Source organism: Pedobacter gandavensis, assembly GCF_032677645.1.
Classification (GTDB): Bacteria; Bacteroidota; Bacteroidia; order Sphingobacteriales; family Sphingobacteriaceae; genus Pedobacter; species Pedobacter gandavensis_A.
In genome coordinates, this window is record NZ_JAVTSB010000002.1 from 482,563 (window position 1) to 505,338 (window position 22,776).

Genomic DNA, 22,776 nt, shown 5'->3' on the forward strand with positions numbered 1-22,776 from the left:
TATTACTTTATTCTTATTAATTACCACTTAAGGCGATTCAACACATTTATATCTATAGATTGTGTATTTCTGTACACCATTACAATTATACTTAGTCCAACTGCAACTTCAGCAGCGGCAAGTGCCATAATGAAAAATACGAATACCTGTCCTGACGGATCATTGTTATGTACCGAAAATGCGGTTAACAGTAAATTTACTGCATTCAGCATCAATTCTACCGACATAAAGATGACGATGGCGTTTCTGCGGGTCAATACCCCAACTACACCAATGGTGAAAATAATCGCACTTAGCCAGATGTAGTGGTTAAGTGGTACTCCCTGCAATCCCTGAGTTATGTTTTCCATTCAGTTTATACTTATTTTATGACCATGAGCTTTACATCAGATGATGCAAACCCAAATCCTATGCTTTTTCTTTTTTAGTTAACAATACTGCGCCCACCATTGCCGTCAGCAATAGAATAGAAGACAGCTCAAAAGGTAACATGTAAGGCCCAAATAACTCCTTACCTAAATTCTTCACCAATCCAAGGTTCGGGTTTTTCAGTAATACCGGATCAGAAATCGCAGTTGCTTTTAAAGAACCGATGATCGTTACTACTAAGCAACATCCTGCAATCACGCCGACCACCTTAACCAGGTTAGATTTTAATGGCTCATTCTCCTTGTTGAGGTTGAGCAACATCAGCACAAAGAGGAATAGCACCATGATGGCCCCCATGTAAACGATAAAATTCACGACTGCCAGAAACTGTGCATTCAATAGAATGTAATGAATCGTTAATGTAAAGAAAGTAACAATTAAGTAAAGTACGCTATGCACCGGGTTCTTAGAAAAGATGACCATCAGTGAAAAGATGACGCTTAATGCTGCTACAAAATAGAATACCGATGTACCCATTTATTATATGTTTAAACTGTTTATATTAATAACCCGAAGGTTACGTATGCTAATTATTTCTTTTCTAATGGTGCCTCTACCAGTTTATCCTTGCCGTAGATAAAATCTTTACGCAGGTAATCTGAAGGGACAATCGGACCGTCTAAGTAGATGGCTTCTTTTGGACAGGCTTCTTCGCACAATCCGCAGAAGATACAACGTAACATGTTGATCTCATATACTGAGGCGTATTTTTCCTCACGGTAAAGGTCTTTCTCTTCCGGTTTACGTTCTGATGCAATCATCGTGATCGCTTCTGCCGGACAAGATAATGCACAAAGACCACAGGCCGTGCAACGCTCTTTACCTTCTTCATCTCTTTTCAAAGAGTGCATACCCCTGAAGTTCGTAGAAAACTCTCTTTCTTGCTCCGGGTATCTGATGGTCGCTTCCTTCTTAAAGAAGTGGCTGATGGTAATAGCTAAACCCTTAGTGATTGCAGGCAAATACATGCGTTCTGCAAACGTGAGGGGTTTTTTCTCTAATACTTTCTTTTTACTGGTTAATGGTTCCATTAAACCTCCTATTATACCGCTAAATGCGGATAGTTAAAACTTTTCAATTATAGCAATCACAATACTTGTGATGATGATATTCGCAATAGCCAAAGGAATCAACACCTTCCAACCTAAGTGCATCAGCTGATCATAACGGAAACGAGGAATAGTCCAGCGTACCCACATGAAGAAGAAGATGAAAGCAAAGATTTTAATAAAGAAAACAGCCGTTCCAATTAGTGGAGCTATCACTGTTCCTGTTTGTGCCAGTACCCAATCCATACCCGGGTAGTTGTAACCACCAAAGTATAAACTAGCCATTACCGCTGCAGAAACAAACATATTGATGTATTCCGCGAACAGGTAGAAACCTAGTTTCATAGACGAATATTCTGTGTGGTAACCACCGATCAGCTCCGTCTCACATTCCGGTAAATCGAAAGGAGCTCTGTTCGTTTCTGCAAAAGAGCAGATCATGAACAATAAGAAACCTAGTGGCTGATACAATACATTCCAGCGCCATCCGTGCTGATTGGCAACAATCTCACCCAAACTCATCGAGTTCGTTACCAATAATAAAGCAATGATCGAAAGCCCCATTGCAATCTCATAACTGATATTTTGTGATGCTGCACGAATCGCACTTAATAAAGAGTATTTGTTGTTAGATGCCCAACCACCGATCATGACACCATATACACCCAGAGAAACAACTCCGAAAATATAAAGAATACCAACGTTGATGTCAGTTACCTGCAAAGGAATCACACGGTCACCAATGGTCATATTACTACCCCATGGAATCACTGCTGTACCGATACAAGCTGTCAACATAGATAAACCAGGACCCACCATAAACAACCATTTACTGGCGTTCGTAGGAATGATTTCCTCTTTCATGAACATTTTCACCCCATCAGCTAAAGGCTGAAGGATTCCAAATGGACCTGCTCTGTCTGGTCCTAACCTATCCTGTAGAAATGCAGCCACTTTCCTTTCTGCATAAGTGGAATACATGGCTATCAATAAACTTATACCGAAAATAATCGCTACCAGTACAAATTTTTCTATTACAAAAGATATATCCATTAGAATTTAGTGGTTTTTTCTAGTTCAACCCTATTTGCTTCCTTCAATCGCTCATCTTCCTGAATTACCGGTAAAGGAACGAAGGTTTCATAGTGATTAGAGGCAATTACAGACGTATCCGAAATGTGTGTAGGATGTTCAAGAGTCCAGTCTGCAGTCAGTTTCTTATCAAAACGACAGGTATTACAGATAAACTCTTCCACTTCACCATACACATCTTTACGAGCTGTAACGCGCAAAACATCTGCTCCTTTATACCATAGTGTTACTTTACCGCTACAAGTAGGGCAATCTCTATGCGCATCAATCGGTTTAGTAAACCAAACCCTGTTTTTAAATCGGAAAGTTTTGTCTGTTAATGCACCAACCGGGCAAACATCGATCACGTTTCCGGAGAAATCATTGTCGACAGCCGTTTGGATATAAGTAGAGATCTCTGAATGATCTCCACGGTTTAAGATACCGTGAACACGTTTATTGGTAATCTGATCTGCTGTAAATACACAACGGTAACACAAGATACACCTGTTCATGTGTAACTGGATTTTATCACCGATATCAATGCGTTCAAAAGTTCTTCTTTCGAATTCATATCGTGTTTTCTGCAAACCGTGCTCATAACCTAAGTTTTGAAGGTCACATTCACCGGCCTGATCACACACAGGGCAATCTAATGGATGGTTGATTAACAACATTTCCACTACACCACTTCTTGCTTCGATCACTTCCGGAGAAGTAATATTCATCACTTCCATTCCATCCATTACAGTGGTACGGCATGAAGCTACTAATTTCGGCATTGGGCGCGGATCTTTTTCAGAACCCTTGCTCACCTTTACGATGCAGGTTCTACATTTACCACCGCTACCTTCTAATTTGGAATAATAACACATCGCCGGAGGAACAATATCCCCACCGATTTGGCGCGCAGCATTAAGGATGGTCGTCCCTGGTGCTACTTCTACGGTTATTCCGTCTATGGTTACCTTAACTTTATCACTCATTGTTAAAGATATTCTTTATCATCACTTTACTTTTCAAGGCTTAAAGCCTCTTGGGCATCGGTTTGATCGTTAATTTTCTGTACTAACTGCTTTAGCTATTGGCTCGGCATAATTTGCCAGGCCGTAATTTGTATCCAGGGATAACAGCGGGTTTTTCACATGCCATTCAAATTCATCTCTGAAATGTCTGATGGCACTTGCTACCGGCCATGCTGCTGCATCACCTAAAGGACAAATGGTATTACCTTCGATTTTCTTCGCTACATCAACCAGCAAATCTATATCGCTCATTTTACCATGGCCATATTCAATGCGGTGAAGCACTTTTTCCATCCATCCGGTACCCTCACGACAAGGCGAACATTGTCCGCAACTCTCATGGTGATAAAAACGGGAGAAATTCCAGGTGTTTCTAACCATACACTGGTCTTCATCAAAAGCGATGAAACCACCGGAACCCATCATCGATCCAGTCGCAAAGCCACCTTCAGATAAAGATTCATAACTCATCAAACGAGGCTCCCCGTTCGCAAGTTTTAAAGAAAGATTAGCAGGAAGCACCGGAACAGAAGATCCACCGGCAACAGTTGCCTTTAGTCTTTTGCCATTGGCGATACCACCACACCATTCATCAGAATAGATAAACTCTTCTACAGGTAAGCCCAATTCAATCTCATAAACACCTGGTCTTACCAAATTTCCAGAGGCTGAGATTAGTTTTGTACCTGTACTACGACCAATACCAATCTTTGCATACTCATCGCCCCCATCATTGATGATCGGTACAACAGCAGCAATAGATTCCACATTGTTAACTACCGTTGGGCAGCCATACAATCCTGCAATGGCAGGGAATGGAGGTTTGATTCTTGGATTACCACGTTTTCCTTCTAATGATTCTAACAATGCCGTTTCTTCACCGCAGATATAAGCACCACCACCCGGCTGAACGTATAATTCCAGGTCGTAACCTGTACCTAAAATATTTTTACCTAAAAATCCAGCGTTCTTAGCTTCAGCAATTGCCTTTTCCAGAATACGAATTTGAGGCATCATTTCACCACGTACATAGATAAAAGAGGTTTTTGCACCTAGCGCAAAGCTGGATACAATCATACCTTCAATCAGTGCATGAGGAATGTGAGTCATCAGATAACGGTCTTTAAACGTTCCCGGCTCCGATTCATCGGCATTACAAACCAGGTAACGTGCTACCCCCTCAGGTTTAGCTAAAAAGCTCCATTTCATTCCCGTAGGAAATCCTGCACCCCCGCGACCACGTAATCCGGACTTCTTCACCTCTTCCACGATTTCATCAGGAGTCAGTGTTTTCAGCGCCTTTTCCACAGCACGGTACCCGCCTTTCTGGCGATAAACATCCAATGTATGAATGCCCGGTACGTTTATATGTTCTAATAATAGTTTACGACTCATTATTTCTTGCGTAAGTCTTGTATCAAATCGTCTACCTTTTTCTCGTCAAGGTTCTCGTAGAAAGTATAGTCAGGGCCAATTTGTAAAACCGGACCATAGCCGCAAGCAGCCAGACACTCTACGCCTCTCCAGCTGAACAAGCCATCCGGAGTAACCTCATTTTCTTTAACGCCAAGGCTTTTTTCAATATGGCCCATCAGTTTTTCTGCACCAACTAAACAGCAAGGTCCCGTTCTGCAAACTTCCAGAACGTATTTTCCTTTAGGCTGTAAGAAGTACATACTGTAGAACGAAGCTACTTCATATACCTCAATTGGCTCAATGCGCAGATATTCCGCAATTTTATCCATAGCCGCCGGACTTAACCAGCCCAGCACTGCCTGTACTTCATGCAAAATTGGCAATAAAGCGGACTTTTGCTTGCCTTCCGGATACCTTTTAACGATCTCTTCAAACTTTTCAACTAAAGCTGAGGAGAACGCTACAGGTTGTTGTTCTTCTACTTTAAGCATCTAATTCTCCTGCAATAATATTCATACTACTCATGTTAATGATGGCATCTGATAACATCATACCAACACTCATGGGCGCAAACATTTGATAATTTATAAAGCTTGGTCTTCTAAAGTGCAAACGATAAGGCGTTCTACCACCATCGTTGATCAGATAGAAACCCAATTCTCCGTTACCACCTTCTACTGCATGGTAAACTTCTGCTTTTGGTGCATCAATCTCTCCCATCACAATTTTGAAGTGATAGATTAAAGCCTCCATATTGTTGTAAACTTCTTCTTTGGCTGGCAAATAGAATTCAGGAACATCTGCATGGAAAACACCTGCAGGTTCATGCTTCAATTTCTCCATACCTTGCTCAATGATTTTAAGACTTTCCCACATTTCTGCATTACGCACCAGGTAACGGTCATAAATATCACCGCTGGTACCTACCGGAACTTCAAAATCAAAATCTTCGTAAGAACAATAAGGCTCGCTGATACGAACATCATAATCTACCCCTGTAGAACGCAATAAAGGGCCAGTCCAACCATAATCCAAAGCTGCTTCTGCAGTAACTGCAGCCACACCTGAAGTACGGTCAATAAAGATCCTGTTGCGGTCAAGCAAGCTTTCGAATTCTTTTAATGCTACCGGAAATGTTGTTAAGAATTTATTGATTTTCGCGAATGCGATTTCATTGAAATCTCTTTCAAAACCACCGATTCTACCAATGTTAGTCGTTAAACGTGCACCACAAATCTCCTCGAAGATTTCATAGATGTGTTCTCTGAACTGGAACAGGTAAAGGAAAGTAGTGGTTGCACCAGTATCCTGAGCAATAATGGTGTTACAAATGATGTGATCGGCGATCCTTGACAACTCCATAACGATCACCCTAAGGTAATCTACCCTTTTAGGCATCTGGATGTTCAGCAATTTCTCTACCGTCATGTGCCATCCCATGTTATTGATCGGCGATGAGCAGTAGTTCAATCTATCTGTCAGTGGAGTGATCTGATAGAATGGGCGATGTTCTGCAATTTTCTCAAAAGCGCGGTGGATATAGCCAATGGTGGAAACACCACTAACAATAATTTCGCCGTCTAATTGAATTACATTTTGAAAAACACCATGTGTTGCCGGGTGAGTAGGCCCTAAATTCAGGGTTACTAACTCATTCTGAGGATCATTATCTGTATATACCGGTTGATTGTGATTCATATGCTTATCTACCAAAGTATTTGTCTTTTTTATCTACTCTATTTGGATCTTCCAAAGGATATTGTTTCAACATCGGATGAACACCAAGCTCGTCCATGTTCAATATTCTTCTTAAATCCGGGTGACCTTCAAATTTTACTCCGAAGAAGTCATAAGTTTCTCTTTCCATCCAGTTCGCTGCATTCCAAAGAACGGTTGCAGTAGGAATTGTTGGATGATGTTCATCGATAAACACTTTTACTCTTACCCTTACTTTTTTCACCATGCTGTGCAAGTGGTAAACCACTGCAATCCCATGTTTCTTCTCCGGGTAATGAACTGCTGTAATATCAGTCAGGAAGTTAAAGTTAGTATCGCTTTCTTTTAAGAACCTCAACACATCGATGATGACATCTTTTGTGGTTTCGAACGTCAACAAACCATAAGGTTCATTTACGCCTGTTATTTTGGCGCCAAACTTTACATTTAGGGCGTCTAAGATTTCATTATTTGTCACTTCTGCCATTATAAAATTCCGTATGAAGCCAACATTTCTTTGTATTGATCTGAATCTCTTCTTCTCAAAGATTCATTTTTAACCAGCTCCTGAATTTTTCCGAAACCATCTAAGATTGCTTCTGGTCTTGGCGGACAACCCGGAACGTATACATCCACAGGAATGATCTCATCGATCCCCTGAAGTACAGAATACGTATCAAAGATACCACCACTGGAAGCACAGGCACCAACAGCAATCACCCAACGAGGTTCAGCCATCTGTAAATATACTTGTTTTAAAACCGGACTCATTTTCTTAGCGATGGTACCCATCACCATTAATAAATCCGCCTGACGAGGAGAAAAACTTAAGCGTTCAGATCCAAAACGACCAAGGTCATAATGAGAACCCATTGTAGCCATAAATTCGATACCACAACAAGAAGTTGCGAATGGCAGGGGCCATAATGAATGGGAACGTGCCAAACCAATTACTTTGTCTAAAGAGGTGGCGAAAAAACCAGATCCTTCTATGCCTGGAGGCGCGTCTACTATATTGATGTTACTCATGATACAAAACGAAAAAAGGTTCATTCCTACAAAGAATGAACCACAAATTTACAATATTTTGAAAGGAATTGACCTAAGCCATGATCATTTAGAAACAATCTAAATAGGTTAATTCCAGTCTAATGCTTTCTTTTTCAAAACGTAGATAAAACCTAGCAATAAGGTTCCCATAAAGATGAACATTTCAACCATACCAGCCATTCCAAGCTCTCTGAAGTTCACTGCCCATGGGTACATGAAGATGACCTCCACATCGAACAATACGAACAGGATAGCCACCAGGAAGTACTTAATAGAGAAAGGTTGACGTGCATTACCTACAATCTTTACACCAGCTTCAAAAGTCGCTAGTTTATCAGCTGTCTTTCTTTTCGGGCCTAAAAAGTGTGTGGCTATTAAAGTCACAACAACAAATCCCAGAGCAACAATGATCTGAAATACTATAGGTAAAAAATCTACGGGTACACTTTGGGTTTCCATGGTATTAAATTTGGGACAAAATTAAAAGAAAAAGGCAGGATAACAACCCTGCCTTTTTCTTTTATTGGAAAATATTACTTTTTCTTTACCGGAGCCTTAGCAGCTGCTGGCATTAATTGCTTCAAACGCTCCTGAGCACCTGAATTTGCAGGGTCAATTGCTAAAGCTTTATTTAGGAATTCTTTTCCTTTTTCTTTATCAGTTTGTGCATAATAAGACCCTAAATAGATGTAAGCTTCTACCAGTTCTTTTGGTTGAGCTGCTGCAAGCTCAGGCTTAGTTACCGTTAACAATTTAACCAATTCTTCATACTGAGGAACAGCTAACCATTTAGGGGCATTTAAATCATCCTGAATTTTAGCAATACGAGCTCTGTAAGCATAAGCTAAAACAAAATCACTTTTACCTTTAATGATGTTTACAAAAGCGGAATCCGCATCTGCCAGGATTTTTTTATCAGGGTTTTTACCAGCCTGACTTTTAGTTCCATAATCAACGTATTTAGCTACACCTACATAATAGTAATTCTGTAAAGTGTTTTTACCGTTAGGATTTTCTTTAATCGCGATTGCAAACACATCTCCAGCTTTATCATATTTTTTAGCTTTGAAAAGCGCACTTCCGATTTCTTCTAATGCTTCTGCATTAGTAGAATCTTTTTGAACTGCTTTTACAATGTTTCCCATAGCTAAACTATCCTGACCAGCTTGCATTTGCGCTCTACCAAGGTACAGGTAATCACCAGCAATAATACGTGAAGTATCTTTAGCTTTTGTAAAGAACTCATTCATCAGCTCTAAACTTTTAGGGTAATCTTTATTCTCATAAGCAGAATAACCACGTAATCTTGATACTACCAATGCTTTCTCATTGTTAGGATTCATTGTAGCCAATTCAGCAGTTACCTGCGCTAAACCCGGGTAGTCTTTTGCATAAAACAAGAACTGCGCATAACGCAATTTAGAGTCGTATGAGTTGTCTGTCAGGTCCAGATATTTTTTATAGTTAGTCAATGCCAAAGCAGACTTCGCAACTTGTTCAGTTGCTACCTGATTTGCCCATTGCATGTACAATTCAGCAAGTTCTCTGTAAGCCGGACCATAGTTTGGATCAGCAGCAATAGCGTCATTGAATTGCGCTTCTGCTTCAGGGAATGCTCTTGATTCAGTGTACATTCTACCAATCTGAGTTGTAGCTCTGATTAGGCCAGCATTGATGTTCAATGCTCTCATGTAGTTTTGCAAAGCTTCAGAGTTCTTTTTCTGAGCAGCATAGTAATCACCTAGTGCTAAGAAAGTTTCTGCGTCTTTATCATTTGCATCTAACTCATCTGCTTTCTGCAGGTAAGGTAATGCAGCAGTAAAGTCTTTGTTATCAGTTGCGATGTATGCTTTACCGATATATAACTGAGGGATATAATCTTTTTTAGAAGATACATCTACAGCTTTATCAAAATTAGTTTTTGCTGAAGTCGGATTTTTTTCAAATAAATCTGCTTCACCTAAACCAATATAGTTTAAAGGATTTTTTGGATCTGCCGTTACACCCTGAGTAAACGTTGCTCTGGCTGAATCGATATAATCCATTCTCAAATAAAGATCACCCAAATTGAAGTAGTTTTCTCCTTTATTGGCTTGTGATTTTACCAATGCTTTCAGCATGGTTGTCGCTTTCTGGTACTGTTCGGCATCTACAGCCTTCTTTGCATCATTTAAGCTTTGAGCAAAAGAGGCAGAACCCATCACTACTAAACCTAAACTTAAGGTTATTGCTTTCTTTGTCATTTTCATGGTTCACTATTGTTTTAATTGTAATGGAGCTTGTAACCAGACTCCATAGTTCAAATATAAAATTTAGTTTGTATTCTTTAAATTAAATTCTCTCGGCATCATCTTATGTGGACCCAATCCGGATTTAAGAACAATCAGTTGTGCACGCTGACTTACTAACCAGTTTGCAAAACCTGTGCCTAAACCTTCGCGGCCCTCCGCATTAATGATGTAGATATTTCTTAAAAAAGGATATATCCCATTAATTAAATTCTTTTGGATCGGCGTATAATACGCGTCATCCCCTTTTTTTCCTGGTAAATTCTTAACCCCCAGCATCTTCACTTTCGCAATTGACCCGGCCATATCCGGCTGATTAGAGATTAACCAGTTGACACCGACTACGCCAATAAAACCTTTATTATTCGCAACGTACTTTATCACGTCATTATTGTTCTGTAGTGTAAAAACTCCGGTTTTTGGCAATTCTTTAATTTTAGCCAATTCCATAAAGTAACGAATGGTACTGGAGTAAGCATTATCGAACACCAGTTTTTTACCCGAAGTTGACTTTCCCTTCAAAATATCAATCACTTCCTGCACCGTAATGGTACTGTCCGGACTATCCACATTGCTGATCAAAGCGATCCCGTCAATGGCAAATCTCGAAGCTCTTGGAACAATACTTCTGTTTCTATACATTTTATCCTCTTCCGGAGTCAGCATTCTGGAAGAAATCATCACCCTGATGCTATCGTTTAAAAAGGTAGGGAAAATTTTCTGTTCATTACCTTCAATCACTTTAAATTCCGCTTTGGGATAATCTGATTTAAAAACATCAATCTGATCGGCCAGTACTCTGGCAAAAGACTCGTCTGCGAGGATCGTTACGCTACCTGTGGTACGGCTTTGTTCTACGGCATCAACTGCCTTAGGTTTGCGCTTACAGGCCACAAATACGAACAATAACAAGATCAGACTTAAGTACTTCATTTGAATCAATTTTTTTTTGTTAGTTAATGCGATTATTCTAAGTTATTTCAAACTCCTTAACTTAGGATAATTCGGATTTAATCGTCTTTTGGATTAATTAACCGGGAAAATCTAATGGCTGCATAAACGATTAGCAGTCCCCCAAACAAGATGCGATAAGTTTTTTGAATTTCAAAAGGAATATCAGTCCAGAATATCAACAACAGCCCTAATACGAAATAAAACGTAAACATCACCAGGCCTAAAATGAACAGAAATCGCTGTTGAGGCGATTTCTGCATAAATGTTTTCAAATTAAACATCCTTAATACTATTGAGATAAAGTAAAGCTGATTGGAATATTGAACTTCACACGAACCGGTTTTCCGTTTTGGATACCCGGAGTCCAACGTGGACTAGCTTTCAATACTCTGATTGCTTCTTCATCAGTACCACCACCAAGTTTTCTTTCCACCTTGATGTCAGTTAAGGTTCCGTTTTTCTCTACTACGAAAGAAAGGAACACTTTACCTTGAATGTTATTTTCCTGAGCCATAGGAGGATATCTTACCGTTTTTTTCAAATAACCGTAAAATTTATCCATCCCACCAGGGAAACTTGGTTGAGTTTCGATACTCACGAAGTCATAAACCTTGGTATCTTCTACAGCAGCTGCTTGTTTAGGGCCATCTCCAACAGGACCGGCAATTACAATATCAGCAGTAGGATCACCTTCAATGGTTTTCTGACCAGGATCCGCTTTCTTCAAATCTTCGATCTGAACAGGCTCTTTATCGATTACCTCATTATCCGGTTTTACAATCGGAGGAGGGAATTTAATCTGATCCTGCTTTGGCGGCGGTGGTTGTACCGGCGGTGGTGGAGGGGTATCCGGATTTACCGGTGGCGGTGGTTGAACCGTTACCTCTACCTGTTTTACAATCTCTTCTTCAGGAATACTGCCCTTGATCAAATTTACAAGTTTCGGCGCTAAAAACGCTCCCACAAATATACAAGATGCAATTAATAAAGCTTTTGTCGTATTCGAGGCACTAGTACTGCGTAGCTCGTAAGCTCCGTAGTTCTTGTTTTTACCCGCGAAGACAACATCAAGCCATTCCCGTTTCAATAAATCTATTTTAGAACCTAACATAGCTTACTATTTTAATATTATTAATTCTTTTATTATAAAATTCCAGCTTGTTTCATGAACTGTTTCTCACCATCAGTGATGTTCTCATCATCGATCGCAGGAGCCGTTTTGATCTTAGTGATCGCCAACTCATCCATAATATCTACAAAGTTCTTGTAGGTAGCTCCTGAAGTAGGCTTGATCACCATTACGATCTGTCTTCCGCCAGTCGCATCAGCAACTTTCTTTTTATTCTCTAATATTGATTTTCTGACTTCAGCAAAACCCTCAACATGTGGTTGAGCAGTCTTCGCTTCTCCCATATACCAGGCAACTTTATCGTTTTTACCCAATAAAATAGTCATAGTCTCAGAAGCACGTAATTCATTTTTCTCTTCTGAATTATCGTCTTTATCAGGCTTTGCAATATCCATTGCAATTGGTTTCGACAGGGAAGTGGTCAACATAAAGAAGGTGATCAGCAAGAAGGCTAAATCTACCATTGCCGTCAAATCGACTTTGGTGTTCGCTTTCTTACTCCTTACTTTTTTGCCTTTTTTCCCCCCGCCGGAGGTATCTAATTCAGCCATAATATTTATTTATTGAGCATCGCCTTCGGCAGATGTGATTAAACTAAACTTGTTAATTTTTTGCTTCTGCAGAATATCAACTACTTTCTTGATCGCAGGATACTCTTCTTTAGCATCACCTTTGATACTGATACGCATTGGGGCATTGTGTAACTCCGCCACAGCAGTACGAGACTGCATAATCCATTCCGCCAGTTGATTGTTAGTTGAATCAGTTGGGATACCTGCATCAATACCAGATTTAGTACGCTCATCGCCGTTCATCATGATGAACTGCTTTAAACTCTGAACTGGTACACCGAAAGCACCTACCACACCAAAACGCTCTCTTTCTTCCGGAGTGAATTTAATGCCGTACTTATCGCCCATTTTATCAAGGGTAGCCATTTTAATGTCTTTCCCTACGATTTCATAAAACACTTTGCCTTTACCTATCGACAAAATACCCATGTCCAAATCCGGAACTTTAAGTTTAAATGTCGATGAAGGGATAGTAACATCCAAAGGATCAGGTTGACGTGCTGTTGCTGTTAAAATAAAGAAAGTAAGCAATAGGAAAGATACGTCGCACATGGCGGTCATATCTATCGAAGTACTCTTTCTTTGAACCTTTGCTCTTGGCATAATTTTAAAAATTACTTATGTATTTAACTAATGATGTTAATTCTTCCGGTTTTCCATAAAAGCCGGTAAAAAAAATACATTATTTTTTATTTATGCGTAGAAGCGTAAGTTTGGATGATGCTGAAACCTGCTTCATCAATAGCGTAAGTCAATTTATCGATTTTCGAAGTTAAGATGTTGTACATGATAATCGCGAAAGTAGAAGTACCAATACCTGTAGCTGTGTTAATCAAAGCCTCAGAAATACCAGTTGCTAATGCAGCCTGATCCGGAGCACCAGAGTTAGCTAAACCACCGAAGGCCTTGATCATACCTGTTACTGTTCCTAATAAACCTGTTAATGTACCTACTGATACTAATGTTGCAATTACTGTTAAGTTTTGCTCTAACATTGGCATTTCTAATGTTGTAGCTTCTTCGATATCTTTTTGGATAGCTAAACATTTTTGATCTGTATCCATGTTTGGCTCAACTTCCATATCTCTGTATTTTTTCAAACCAGATTTGATTACGTTTGCCACAGAACCTTGTTGTCTATCGCACTCAGCCATAGCACCTTCGATGTTGTTTGAGTTTAAAAGTGATTGTACTTTTTTAACGAAAGCGTCTAAGCTACCTTTACCAGTTGCTTTACCAATTACGATCATACGCTCAATAGAGAAAACGATAACCATTAAGAACATACCCATTAATACTGGTACAATCGGACCACCTTTGTATGCCATACCCATGTAGTTACCTACTTTTGGCATAGTCTCATGCAAATCTGGATCAGCACCGTCAATAAAGTTATCTCTGCTACCCAGGACAAACTTGAAAATACAAATACCGATAATGATACAGATAGGAATTACTAATGTTGCGAATAAATTTGAAGCAGATGAAGAGCTTTCTTTTTGACCTGTTGTTGGTTTTGGTGCGTTTGCCATTGTTTTTTAGTTTTTTAGTTTTTAGTACTCGTGTTTTTTTAAAATTAGATTATTATTCTGTAATACACACAACGATCATTACAAACAATTGTTGCAAGAACAAATTTATAACTTTGATTTTAATTCCAAATTAAATAATCGTTAGTTTTCTTCCCTTGAACTAAGTTTCCCCCCTGTCCGCATCGGCGTATATTAAAAATGATTGTCCCCTTGCGGAGACAATCATTCACAATTTAAACTAAAAAAAAATTGATATGCAAATTTTTGAGCAAAAAAAAAGCTTTATGAGGCGTTTTCCACAACTTTAGGGAAGGATGCAAGGATTTCAGCACTCGCGAAAGCTTCAAATTGCTTAAAGTTGGTAATAAACTCCTGTGACAGCTCATTGGCTTTTTGATCATATTTCTTCTGATCTTCCCAGGTATTTTTCGGTTGTAATATTTCTGATGGAACCCCCGGACAAGCCTCAGGGATGGCTAAACCAAACACAGGATCTGCGTTGAAACGCTCTTTTTCCAGTTCACCATTTAAAGCCGCAGTAATCATAGCTCTGGTATACGATAATTTCATTCGTTTACCGACACCGTAGGCTCCCCCACTCCATCCGGTATTCACCAACCAGACATTCACATTGTGCTTACGCATTTTCTCGCCCAGCAATTCCGCATATTTAGTCGGATGCAAAGGCAGGAAAGCCTTTCCAAAACAAGCCGAGAAAGTCACCTGAGGTTCTGTTACCCCAGCTTCAGTTCCCGCAACTTTTGCCGTATATCCCGAGATAAAATGGAACATCGCCTGCCCCGGTGTCAACTTAGAAATCGGAGGCAATACCCCAAAAGCATCAGCAGTCAGGAAAAATATGTTTTTAGGTACGCCTGCAATAGAAGGCAGGATCGCATTCTCAATATAGTTAATAGGATAAGCAACTCTGGTATTCTCGGTTTTTTCCACGTTACTGTAATCCACCTCACGCGTACCAGGGAAATAATTGATATTCTCTAAAAGAGAACCATATTTAATCGCTTTAAAAATCTGAGGCTCCTTTTCTTCCGTCAGGTCCACACATTTTGCATAACAGCCACCTTCAAAATTGAAGATCGTGTCTTTACCCCAACCGTGCTCGTCATCGCCGATTAAGCCTCTTTCAGGATCAGCAGAGAGCGTAGTTTTGCCCGTACCCGATAAACCGAAGAAAATTGCCGTATCACCATCCTTGCCTACATTGGCAGAACAGTGCATAGAAAGCGTATTTTTTTGTTGTGGTAAGATGAAGTTCAATACGGAGAAAATGCCCTTCTTGATTTCACCGGTATAACCGGAACCACCAATAAGAATCATTTTTTTAGTAAAGTTCAACAGCGAGAAGTTTCCCTGACGGGTGCCATCTACTGCCGGATCTGCGAGAAAGGTTGGTGCAGCAATAATGGTCCATTCCGGACTATCAGGCAAACCTTCTTCACCAGATCTTAAAAACATGTTATGGGCAAACAAGTTCTGATAGGCACTTTCTGTCACCACTCTGATGGTCGTTTTATAACTCTCATCCGCGCAGGCATAAGCATCCCTTACATAGAATTTTTGCTGATTCAGGTGATCAGTAACCTTTTTTAGTAGCGAATCAAAGTGTTCAGGGCTAAATTTAATGTTGATATCACCCCACCACACCGTGTCTTCCGTCACCTCATCGCAAACAATAAATCTGTCTTTTGGAGAACGACCGGTAAATTTGCCGGTATCGATTGCCAATGCTCCCGTATCGGCAAGTGTTCCTTCTCCATTTTTTAAGGCCTCTTCAACCAATTGTGATACATTAAGCTGATACAGGGCATGATCTGAATTTAAATTCAAATACCCCAAATCCGGCTTAAGCGTAAATGCTCTGCTCATAAATAAATAAGTTAGTGAGGCAAAGTTATACAGATAAAAAGGTATTACCAGTGCTTTTGCCCGAAAAAATTTACTTATTGTCGTACATACACTAACAATAAAACCACTAAATATCAGTCTATTACAAATTACGAAGGCCTTTTGTTAGCCTCCGGATTTTTTAACTTTATAGCCTTCTTTCTGCAAGAGTAGCAAGACCTTATCCCTGAAATCTCCCTGAATCAGGATCTCACCGTCTTTAGCAGCGCCACCAACCCCGCATTTAGACTTCAGCATTTTGGCTAAAGTTTCTAAAGCATCTGTAGTACCGATAAAACCAGTCACTAAAGTTACGCCCTTGCCACCACGGTTTTTCCGGTCCAGCGTAACCCTAAGGTCTTGCTGATTGGCCGCTAATGGCGCATCTTCCGCTACATTGTCCTGTTCATATACAAAAGAAGGGTCTGTAGAAAACATTATCCCTCCAAAATCATTCAATATTTTCTTTTTCATCTTGCTGTTTCTTTATGAATCTGGAAGCTGTGCCGCTTCATAATCCGGTGTAATGATATTTAAAGATAAGGGAGCCATGGAAATATTCAGTTCCTTGCCCATAAAATAAGGCTCCCCGTCGATGTGAATCGCATCATTTACCGGCCTCACAATCCGGATGTCCTTGCCCTGGATGATTTCCACCATGGCCGTTTGATCTGCCGAACCATTCAACATGTGGTAAGCGAGTACCGGAATCTTAAACAATGGAAACTTCTTTATGATACACACATCCAATAAACCATCCGTAATGGAGGCATTCGGAGAAATATGCGCATTATTACCATATTGTGAGGAATTTGCCACACTCACCACAAAGGCAGTGCGCACATATTCTTTGCCATCTATATAAATATGGTAGGTCTGAGGTTTATAATTCAGCATTTCCTTAAGCCCGAGTTTCAGGTATCCCGACAGGCCTCTCGACTTATTCCCGGCAAATACGGAACTGATATGCGCATCGAAGCCCATACCGGCCATGTTAAAAAAGGACTTGTCATTAAACCTGCCCGTATCAATCACCCGGACTTTGAAATCATTGATCACCTTAATGGCCTGAATCGTCTTCATCGGAATCTTCAAGAATCTCGACAAGCCATTTCCCGATCCAAAGGGTAAAATCCCCAGGATCTTATTTTGCTGCATCACCTTCGTACCGATCTCATTGATGGTTCCATCGCCACCCACGGCTACAATCACATCGAAATTCTTGCTGGCTGCTTCTTCCGCAATTTCTGAGGCATGGCCAACGTATTCCGTAAAGCTGTAATTCGCGTTAAACTTGGAACGATCCAAATGCGCATCGATCAATGCTGGAATTTTCAGCTTGTCCTTTCCTCCCGAAATCGGGTTGATAATAAATAATATATTCGATTTTGACAAAACAGTGGTTTAAATACGGTACAAAATAATTGATATTTTTTGACTATTTGAATATATATAGTAATTTTGCATCATTAAAGTGGACTGATTTGCGATGCTATCATCAAAAATAGCGGGATTGCAACCACGTAAAAAAAAGTGCTAACCTTATCATACACTTCAATTTACTGCCTGCATTGCAGGATCAGAGGCCATTTTATATAATTGTTTATTATAAAATTAATTATTTAAGATGTCATATTTATTTACATCAGAATCGGTTTCCGAAGGTCATCCTGATAAAATCGCAGATCAAATCTCCGACGCACTAATTGATAATTTCCTTGCTTTTGATGCAGAATCAAAGGTTGCTTGTGAAACGCTTGTAACCACTGGCCAGGTGATCCTTGCTGGTGAGGTAAAGTCTAAGACTTATCTTGATGTGCAGCAGATTGCGCGTGATGTCATCAAAAAAATTGGTTACACTAAAAGTGAGTACATGTTTGAGGCCAACTCTTGTGGAATTCTTTCTGCAATTCATGAACAATCACAAGACATCAACCAAGGTGTAGATAGAAGCAGCAAAGAGGAACAAGGTGCAGGTGATCAGGGAATGATGTTTGGTTATGCAACCAACGAAACGGAAGATTACATGCCCTTAGCATTAGACCTTTCTCATAAACTATTACAGGAACTTGCTGAACTAAGACGCGAAAATAACGAAATCACTTATTTACGCCCGGATGCAAAATCTCAGGTAACTCTTGAATATAATGACAACAATAAACCAGTTCGTATTGATGCCATCGTAATTTCGACTCAACATGACGATTTCGACGAAGAAGCAACAATGCTTGCTAAAATCAAATCTGACCTGGTTTCGATCTTAATTCCAAGAATCATTACTAAATACCCTCAATACGCACATTTATTTAATGATGCCATTGAATACCACATCAACCCAACCGGTAAATTCGTAATCGGTGGTCCACATGGTGATACTGGCCTTACAGGTCGTAAAATCATTGTAGATACTTACGGTGGTAAAGGTGCGCACGGTGGTGGTGCTTTCTCTGGAAAAGACCCAAGTAAAGTAGATAGAAGTGCTGCTTATGCAACACGTCATATCGCTAAAAACCTTGTTGCTGCCGGTGTTGCAGAAGAAATCCTTGTTCAGGTAAGTTATGCCATTGGTGTAGCAAAGCCGATGGGAATTTACATCAACACTTACGGTACCAGCAAAGTGGCTAAAACTGACGGTGAGATTGCTGCAATTGTAGAAGGCTTATTCGATATGCGTCCTTACTTTATTGAGCAACGTTTGAAACTAAGAAACCCTATTTATAGCGAAACTGCTGCTTATGGCCACATGGGGCGTAAGAATGAAATCGTTACTAAAACTTTCAAAACTCCTTATGGAGAAGAAAAAACAGTAACGGTAGAATTGTTTACCTGGGAGAAACTAGATTTCGTAGACCAGGTTAAAGCTGCTTTCTCTTTGTAGAACGATAAAAAACCTATTGAAAAAGGCGCTATCCCTTCCGGATAGCGCCTTTTTTTTAGACCATCAATCCCTGACTTACTGCCCCAGCCTTTTCAGGGAAGCCAGCTCAGGCTCCAGTAAAGCATCATCATCTACTAAAAAGGATTTCACTGATCCAATATTCATCTCATCCAGTACATCTACAAAATTCTTATAGCTGGATTTAGCCGTTGGCTTAATGATGACCACCATAAACTTTGCCGGATCCTGACCATGGATTCCGGCAATGGCCTTTTTATTTTCCTGCAACACGTTGTTTATCCCCTGATAATTGCTTTTTAATATCGCTGATTTCCCCGGTTCTCCGCGGTACCAGAACACCTGATTCTCCTTCCCCAGAATTAAAGTGACTGTTCTTGAAGCCGGATAAGGCTGATCAGGAATGTCAATAACCGGTTTTGCCAGATCCATTGCGATTGGTTTAGATAAAGAGGTGGTCAGCATAAAAAAGGTAATCAGCAGGAAAGCCAGATCTACCATTGCCGTTAAATCTACAGTAGGAACAGCCTTGCGGCTCCTGCCGTTTCCCTTATCATTTTGGGATAGGTTTAGAGTTGCCATATGGAATAGGTTTAGTTTTATTAAGGATGTCAAAACCTCCCCGATTGCATAAAGAAAAAACCATTTTGGCAAAAAAATGTTAATTAAGGGAAACAACCAACAATCATTATGGAACAGCCCGCAGAAATGAATACCCTTAGCCAGATCCTGGAGAAATTAAGATTAAAAGGACTGGACAACGAAATAACGATGACCGATCATGGTAAAATGCAAGGCGTAGGCCTCAATAAAATATATAGTCCGGAAGATTTAACCATTATAAAAACCTATCGCTTTGAAGGTGATTCTGATCCCGGAGACAACTCCGTACTTTATATATTAGAAGATAAAGACGGTCAGATCGGGTACATCCTGGATGCTTACGGGGTGTACAGCTCTCAGGAAGGCGCTGGATTTGATGACTTTTTAAAGAAGATCCCTACCGCAGACAGGGACCTTCAGGAACTTTTTCAATAGCATTCATTTAACAGCGATAAGACCCGACCTAACCGACGGGTCTTATCGGTTTATACCTTTTTATCCATTACACTTATCCACAACACGATTAATCCATCGATAATCGCTAAAACCAATATTGCCCATTCATATAGTTGCATATATTTAACGTTTTAATAAGTAATAAAAATTAAACCCTTTGCTATTTAGCTATCTCATAAATGCGCAGTGGTTCTACAGCATCAGTTTTAAAATATAAGGTATCCACCTTCTTTAACGCAGACTTATCAATTTCGATATAATCAGCCTTCCCATTATACAAAACAAGCTCCTTACCTTTTTTATCTTTAGTAAACAGGGTAGCAGAATTCCCCTTTAAGCTCAACAACAATCTTAAATCGCTTTGCTGAACAGCTTTTGGCAAGTGGACCAACCTCGGTTCATTTTTAGAAAACGTGCTATAAGTAGCCAGATTACCATCCAATACATACACGCCATTGTCTGCTTCATCCCTGGTTTTAACTTCCAATTTAAACAATTTCAGGTATAAATGCTGTGCTTTATCAGACTTGTTCCGGAAACGGACGAAGGAAGCTGTGCTACCATCAAAATTAGTCGCCATACCTTTTCCCTTTTTTTCTTCGACCGGCAAAGCAATCCAGTTTAACCCATCTGCCGAAACTTCAAAAGTGCCCCATGTGGCCAGCGTAGCTGATTCCAGGTTAAACTGTAACGCAACAGGCCTTAAGTTAGGATGCAGGCGCAGGCCAAAGTAATCACCGGCATTCAGTGGAACTGTTTCCAATGCCGGGCTAATTGCCACAGCCTGATTGCCAATCTGCAATGGCTGAGATTTCAGCTTCGCATTATTGGTATAAAGTACCGTTTGATCGGGAGCATTCCTGGCCAGTCCCGCAGCAGCAGATCCGATTCCAGGTGTCATCTGCTGTCCAATCGTTAACAAAACCTCCTTTACAAAAGGTGTCATTACTAAAGAGCCTGTTTTAACACCTGGCTGATAAGGATTCTGATTCATTTTTTTATCAAGATCAGCCATCTGCTCCAGGTACTGTTCTGCTGCCAGATACTGCGTCCATGCCACAGCTTCCGATTTGTTGTTCCAGGCTTCTGCCAGTCCCATCACTGCAACACCAGCTTTTCCCAGCAAATCAAACTGTGCCAGCCAGGGGGCAATCTGCTCCACAAGCCTTTTATTCTGACTTTTTAAAGAGATCTCTTTCGCCGCAGCAATCATTCCTTCAAATTCTGTTTTAAGTCGCGCGGCATCCTTCAGCGAATAACTACCTTCTTTTAAAGACTTCAAAAAAGCCTGAGTATAAGGTTGCATCTCTACCGATTCCGTTCTTCTGTAACGATGGCCGTTAGGCCCCGGATCACTGTTATGCGTGTTAAACAACTGAAAAGCTTCCGCAGCTTCCGGCATAATATAACGGTGAGAAGCGATCCATGCCTGTTCAGGTTGGTAAGTTTTCATATTCCAGGTATACAAAGACACGCCAAAAATGGCCGTTTTAGAAGGCTCTGCTTTATCCATCGGATTAGACACAAAACCCGACATCTCCTTTTGCGCATCAATGTCTATTCCGTAAGATGGGCCCATTAATAAATGGTCGCGCACATAATCACTTACCGGAAAGTTCCACCAGACAAAAGCTGGTCTGCGAATGCGTTTATTCACCCATTCCAAACCTTCCTTCGTAATGTCGGCAACCACCGTATTCCCGGTCCACATGATGTGTACCGCAGGATCTAGTTTTTCGCCCAGGATATCCAGGTAAGTACCCGGTTTCGGATCAGACCAACCCTTATTGTATTCCGTAGGACACATGATTAAAGGGGTCACATCTTTTTTCTTATTCACAAACTCGTACTGAATGTAATTCAATAAACCGGCTTGTTTTGCCGCATCGGTGCCATCTCCCTCAATATCATCAAAGAATACCGCAAAAGAGCGAACCCCAAGACCATACATCATTTCGAACTTTTTAAGTACCGCAGTACTGTCTGCCAGGTTCCATTTAATATCTTTTCCCGGATGGATGGCCCAGACAAAATCTACATAATTCTTTTTTGCTTCCTGTACCAGCTGTTTGATCTGCGCTTCTTCTTTCTCCGGATAATGTAGCCTCCAGTTGGGCGAAGAATGGTAAGGATCGTCTTTAGGACCATATATATAGGTATTCAATTTCAGTGCGCCATAAAAACGCAATTGCGAAATCCGGTCTTCCTGAGTCCATGGATCTCCGTAAAAGCCCTCTACCGTACCACGGAAAGGAACATCAGGATAGTCGCTTACCTTAACAAAAGGAAGCGTATTTCGACCTTTTAGCAGCTGAATTAAAGTCTGTGCAGCATAAAAGGCACCTCTATCGTCCGCAGCAATGATCTTCAAACCCGATTTATCGATCAGCAACTCATAAGCACCGGAGCGCTGATTCAGAGATTTGCTTTTTACTACCGATAAAGGCAATGCTTTTTTATTGCCATCCAGTTTCAATACCGTACTTAAAAGAGCATGTAATTCCGGATTTACCGACCCTGATTTCACATAAAAAGCTTGTTCCAGGGGGAAAGACCCTTGCGCTATCTGCAATTGATGGGGTGTAGGATATACCGTAACCGGTACTTCCTGGGCCATACCCACTTTACTGAGTACACATAAAATAAGGGGAAGGAGTTGTCTTTTAAAGTTTAGCATCATAATTT

General features: G+C 40.4%; 25 protein-coding genes. 2 read left to right on the forward strand and 23 right to left on the reverse strand.

Annotated features, from left to right (window positions below):
- Positions 1-20: 20 nt before the first annotated feature.
- From nuoK to R2Q66_RS05600, 21 genes are all read right to left on the reverse strand, one after another.
- Positions 21-350 (reverse strand): NADH-quinone oxidoreductase subunit NuoK, encoded by a 330-nt coding sequence (nuoK, locus tag R2Q66_RS05500; RefSeq protein ID WP_265842716.1) that lies wholly within the window; start codon positions 348-350, stop codon positions 21-23.
- Between the two features lie 58 nt (positions 351-408).
- Positions 409-906 carry an NADH-quinone oxidoreductase subunit J gene (locus tag R2Q66_RS05505; protein WP_316746999.1) on the reverse strand — a complete coding sequence of 166 codons (498 nt, stop codon included), beginning with the start codon at positions 904-906 and terminating at the stop codon, positions 409-411.
- Positions 907-959: 53 nt separating this feature from the next.
- Positions 960-1,460 carry an NADH-quinone oxidoreductase subunit I gene (locus tag R2Q66_RS05510; RefSeq protein WP_316747000.1) on the reverse strand — a complete coding sequence of 167 codons (501 nt, stop codon included), beginning with the start codon at positions 1,458-1,460 and terminating at the stop codon, positions 960-962.
- A 33-nt stretch (positions 1,461-1,493) separates the two neighbouring features.
- Complete coding sequence (gene nuoH, locus R2Q66_RS05515) at positions 1,494-2,531, reverse strand: NADH-quinone oxidoreductase subunit NuoH (RefSeq protein WP_316747001.1); 1,038 nt, start codon at positions 2,529-2,531, stop codon at positions 1,494-1,496.
- Positions 2,531-3,535, reverse strand: coding sequence for a 2Fe-2S iron-sulfur cluster-binding protein (locus R2Q66_RS05520; protein ID WP_316747002.1), 1,005 nt, complete (start codon positions 3,533-3,535; stop codon positions 2,531-2,533). The genes nuoH and R2Q66_RS05520 overlap by 1 nt, the downstream gene beginning before the upstream one ends.
- 69 nt (positions 3,536-3,604) lie before the next feature.
- A complete protein-coding gene (nuoF, locus tag R2Q66_RS05525; RefSeq protein WP_316747003.1) occupies positions 3,605-4,969 on the reverse strand; it encodes an NADH-quinone oxidoreductase subunit NuoF in 1,365 nt (454 codons plus the stop codon).
- Positions 4,969-5,481: an NAD(P)H-dependent oxidoreductase subunit E gene (locus tag R2Q66_RS05530; protein ID WP_316747004.1), complete on the reverse strand. Its 513-nt coding sequence runs from the start codon at positions 5,479-5,481 to the stop codon at positions 4,969-4,971. The genes nuoF and R2Q66_RS05530 overlap by 1 nt, the downstream gene beginning before the upstream one ends.
- Entirely contained in the window at positions 5,474-6,688 is a 1,215-nt protein-coding gene (locus R2Q66_RS05535; RefSeq protein WP_316747005.1) for an NADH-quinone oxidoreductase subunit D, read from the reverse strand. Before R2Q66_RS05535 ends, R2Q66_RS05530 begins: the two co-directional genes overlap by 8 nt.
- 4 nt (positions 6,689-6,692) lie before the next feature.
- A complete protein-coding gene (locus tag R2Q66_RS05540; RefSeq protein WP_316747006.1) occupies positions 6,693-7,193 on the reverse strand; it encodes an NADH-quinone oxidoreductase subunit C in 501 nt (166 codons plus the stop codon).
- Positions 7,193-7,735 (reverse strand): NADH-quinone oxidoreductase subunit B, encoded by a 543-nt coding sequence (locus tag R2Q66_RS05545; RefSeq protein ID WP_265842728.1) that lies wholly within the window; start codon positions 7,733-7,735, stop codon positions 7,193-7,195. The genes R2Q66_RS05540 and R2Q66_RS05545 overlap by 1 nt, the downstream gene beginning before the upstream one ends.
- A 108-nt stretch (positions 7,736-7,843) precedes the next feature.
- Positions 7,844-8,215 (reverse strand): NADH-quinone oxidoreductase subunit A, encoded by a 372-nt coding sequence (locus R2Q66_RS05550; protein ID WP_265842729.1) that lies wholly within the window; start codon positions 8,213-8,215, stop codon positions 7,844-7,846.
- A 74-nt stretch (positions 8,216-8,289) separates the two neighbouring features.
- The gene (locus tag R2Q66_RS05555; RefSeq protein WP_316747007.1) at positions 8,290-10,005 is read right to left on the reverse strand and encodes a tetratricopeptide repeat protein; all 1,716 of its coding nucleotides are present in this window, start codon (positions 10,003-10,005) and stop codon (positions 8,290-8,292) included.
- A 63-nt stretch (positions 10,006-10,068) separates the two neighbouring features.
- Positions 10,069-10,977, reverse strand: coding sequence for a substrate-binding domain-containing protein (locus tag R2Q66_RS05560; protein WP_316747008.1), 909 nt, complete (start codon positions 10,975-10,977; stop codon positions 10,069-10,071).
- Positions 10,978-11,054: 77 nt separating this feature from the next.
- On the reverse strand, positions 11,055-11,258 hold the full coding sequence (locus R2Q66_RS05565) for a hypothetical protein (protein ID WP_316747009.1): 204 nt from the start codon (positions 11,256-11,258) through the stop codon (positions 11,055-11,057).
- 29 nt (positions 11,259-11,287) lie between these two features.
- Positions 11,288-12,109 carry a TonB family protein gene (locus R2Q66_RS05570; RefSeq protein ID WP_316747010.1) on the reverse strand — a complete coding sequence of 274 codons (822 nt, stop codon included), beginning with the start codon at positions 12,107-12,109 and terminating at the stop codon, positions 11,288-11,290.
- A gap of 32 nt (positions 12,110-12,141) precedes the next feature.
- Positions 12,142-12,678 (reverse strand): biopolymer transporter ExbD, encoded by a 537-nt coding sequence (locus R2Q66_RS05575; RefSeq protein WP_316747011.1) that lies wholly within the window; start codon positions 12,676-12,678, stop codon positions 12,142-12,144.
- A 9-nt stretch (positions 12,679-12,687) separates the two neighbouring features.
- Positions 12,688-13,302 carry a biopolymer transporter ExbD gene (locus R2Q66_RS05580; protein WP_316747012.1) on the reverse strand — a complete coding sequence of 205 codons (615 nt, stop codon included), beginning with the start codon at positions 13,300-13,302 and terminating at the stop codon, positions 12,688-12,690.
- Positions 13,303-13,388: 86 nt separating this feature from the next.
- Positions 13,389-14,231 carry a MotA/TolQ/ExbB proton channel family protein gene (locus R2Q66_RS05585; RefSeq protein WP_316747013.1) on the reverse strand — a complete coding sequence of 281 codons (843 nt, stop codon included), beginning with the start codon at positions 14,229-14,231 and terminating at the stop codon, positions 13,389-13,391.
- A gap of 282 nt (positions 14,232-14,513) precedes the next feature.
- Positions 14,514-16,118: a phosphoenolpyruvate carboxykinase (ATP) gene (gene pckA / locus R2Q66_RS05590; protein WP_316747014.1), complete on the reverse strand. Its 1,605-nt coding sequence runs from the start codon at positions 16,116-16,118 to the stop codon at positions 14,514-14,516.
- Between the two features lie 144 nt (positions 16,119-16,262).
- Positions 16,263-16,610 (reverse strand): translation initiation factor, encoded by a 348-nt coding sequence (locus tag R2Q66_RS05595; RefSeq protein WP_316747015.1) that lies wholly within the window; start codon positions 16,608-16,610, stop codon positions 16,263-16,265.
- Between the two features lie 12 nt (positions 16,611-16,622).
- Positions 16,623-17,531, reverse strand: coding sequence for a diacylglycerol kinase family lipid kinase (locus R2Q66_RS05600; RefSeq protein ID WP_316747016.1), 909 nt, complete (start codon positions 17,529-17,531; stop codon positions 16,623-16,625).
- Between the two features lie 232 nt (positions 17,532-17,763).
- Between R2Q66_RS05600 and metK the strand changes: the two genes are divergently transcribed.
- Positions 17,764-19,014 (forward strand): methionine adenosyltransferase, encoded by a 1,251-nt coding sequence (gene metK / locus R2Q66_RS05605; RefSeq protein ID WP_316747017.1) that lies wholly within the window; start codon positions 17,764-17,766, stop codon positions 19,012-19,014.
- Positions 19,015-19,089: 75 nt separating this feature from the next.
- On the opposite strand, the gene R2Q66_RS05610 is transcribed toward metK, so the two are convergent.
- On the reverse strand, positions 19,090-19,614 hold the full coding sequence (locus R2Q66_RS05610; protein ID WP_316747018.1) for a biopolymer transporter ExbD: 525 nt from the start codon (positions 19,612-19,614) through the stop codon (positions 19,090-19,092).
- Between the two features lie 108 nt (positions 19,615-19,722).
- Here R2Q66_RS05610 and R2Q66_RS05615 point away from each other — a divergent pair, with 108 nt between their 5' ends.
- Complete coding sequence (locus R2Q66_RS05615) at positions 19,723-20,070, forward strand: hypothetical protein (protein WP_316747019.1); 348 nt, start codon at positions 19,723-19,725, stop codon at positions 20,068-20,070.
- Between the two features lie 181 nt (positions 20,071-20,251).
- Here R2Q66_RS05615 and R2Q66_RS05620 read toward each other — a convergent pair whose 3' ends face one another.
- Positions 20,252-22,771: a beta-N-acetylglucosaminidase domain-containing protein gene (locus R2Q66_RS05620; RefSeq protein ID WP_316747020.1), complete on the reverse strand. Its 2,520-nt coding sequence runs from the start codon at positions 22,769-22,771 to the stop codon at positions 20,252-20,254.
- Positions 22,772-22,776 lie beyond the last annotated feature (5 nt).